The organism is Burkholderia seminalis DSM 23518 (genome assembly GCF_902832885.1).
GTDB classification, from domain to species: domain Bacteria; phylum Pseudomonadota; class Gammaproteobacteria; order Burkholderiales; family Burkholderiaceae; genus Burkholderia; species Burkholderia seminalis.
In genome coordinates this window covers 1-2,330 of sequence record NZ_CADFDK010000022.1, presented here as the reverse complement: position 1 = coordinate 2,330, position 2,330 = coordinate 1, and the positions used below count along the sequence as shown (strand labels likewise).

Annotated in this window: 1 protein-coding gene; it reads left to right on the top strand. The window is 64.2% G+C overall.

All coding sequences use genetic code 11. The annotated features are described in order from the left end of the window. Positions 1 to 2,330: YadA family autotransporter adhesin (locus HWX00_RS34520; RefSeq protein WP_425129259.1), on the top strand; the 2,330-nt coding region annotated here is incomplete at both ends.

Genomic DNA, 2,330 nt, shown 5'->3' with positions numbered 1-2,330 from the left:
AGTTCGATCACGTCGTTGTCGACGTCGACGTCCACGGGCATCAGCTCGCTGTCGACGGGCTTGAGCTCGACCAACAGCACGGTGACATCGCTGTCGACCTCGGCGTCGACAGGAATTTCGTCGGCCAATAGTTCGATCACGTCGTTGTCGACGTCGACGTCCACGGGCATCAGCTCGCTGTCGACGGGCTTGAGCTCGACCAACAGCACGGTGACATCGCTGTCGACCTCGGCGTCGACAGGAATTTCGTCGGCCAACAGTTCGATCACGTCGTTGTCGACGTCGACGTCCACGGGCATCAGCTCGCTGTCGACGGGCTTGAGCTCGACCAACAGCACAGTGACGTCGCTGTCGACCTCGGCGTCGACAGGAATTTCGTCGGCCAACAGTTCGATCACGTCGCTGTCGACGTCGACGTCCACGGGCATCAGCTCGCTGTCGACGGGCTTAAGCTCGACCAACAGCACGGTGACATCGCTGTCGACCTCGGCGTCGACAGGAATTTCGTCGGCCAATAGTTCGATCACGTCGTTGTCGACGTCGACGTCCACGGGCATCAGCTCGCTGTCGACGGGCTTGAGCTCGACCAACAGTACGGTGACATCGCTGTCGACCTCGACGTCCACGGGCATCAGTTCTCTGTCGACGGCAACCAACAATCTTGGCAGCAGCACAGCCTCGGCACTCGGCGGTGGCGCGACCTACAATCCGGCGACTGGCACGATTTCGGCACCGTCGTACACCACGTACAACGCGAACGGAACTACGACGACTGCCAACAACGTCGGCTCGGCGATCGACAACATCAATAGCCAGGGCATCAAGTACTTCCACGCGAACTCGACCGCGCCGGACAGTGAGGCATTAGGCACCAACTCGGTCGCGATCGGACCGAATGCGGTGGCGAACAATGCCGGTGACGTCGCGCTGGGCTCGGGCTCGATGACGGCGGCGGCGAATCCGACGGCGACAGGCACGATCGGTGGGGTGACGTACAACTACGCGGGTACCAACCCGACGAGCGTGGTAAGCGTGGGTGCACCGGGTACGGAGCGCCAGATCACGAACGTGGCGGCCGGTCAGGTGACGGCGACGAGCACGGACGCGATCAACGGTTCGCAACTGTTCGCGACGAACACGGCGATCGACAGTCTGTCCACCTCGACGTCGACGGGGCTGTCGTCGACGAACAGCAGCGTGACCTCGCTGTCGACTTCGACGTCGACCGGCCTGTCGAGCGCGACGAGTTCGATTACGTCGCTGTCCACCTCGACGTCGACCGCGATCAATGGAGCGAAGACGCACTACTACAGCGTCAACGACAACGGTACGCAGCAGGGCAACTACAACAACAACGGCGCGACGGGCGTCAACGCTTTGGCAGCGGGCACGAATGCCACGGCGGCGGGCGCAAGCTCGGTGGCAGTCGGCGACGGCGCGAACGCGAACTCGGGTGGCGCGGTGGCGATTGGCCAGAGCGCGATGGCGACCGGCGGGCAGGCCGTGTCGATCGGTGTGGGCAACACGGCAAGCGGCAACGGTGCGGTGGCGATCGGCGACCCGAACGTCGCGACGGGCACAGGCGCGGTGGCGATGGGTGCGAACAACACGGCGAACGGTCAAGGTGCCGTGTCGTTGGGTAACGCGAACATTGCGACTGGCCAGGGTTCCGTGGCGCTGGGTAACACGTCGTCCGCGAACGGTGCGGGTTCGATCGCGCTCGGTTCGAGTGCGGTGGCGAACAATGCAGGTGACGTTGCGCTGGGTTCGGGATCGGTGACGGCGGCGCCAAACCCGACGGCGTCGAGCACGATTGGTGGCGTGACGTACAACTACGCGGGCACGACGCCGTCGAGCGTCGTGAGCGTGGGCGCGCCGGGCGCGGAGCGCCAGATCACGAACGTGGCGGCCGGTCGGGTGACGGCAACCAGTACGGACGCGATCAACGGTTCGCAGCTGTTCGCGACGAACACGGCGATCGACAGTCTGTCCACCTCGACGTCGACGGGGCTGTCGTCGACGAACAGCAGCGTCACGTCGCTGTCGACTTCGACGTCGACCGGCCTGTCGAGCGCAACGAGTTCGATTACGTCGCTGTCCACCTCGACGTCGACGGGGATCGGCTCGCTGTCGACGGGCCTGTCGTCAACGAGCAGCAGCGTCACGTCGCTGTCGACGTCAACGTCGACAGCGATCAACGCGGCGAAGACGCATTACTACAGCGTCAACGACAACGGTACGCAGCAAGGGAACTATAACAACGACGGTGCGACGGGCATCAACGCGCTGGCGGCAGGCACGAACGCGACGGCAGCGGGTGCGAGTGCGGT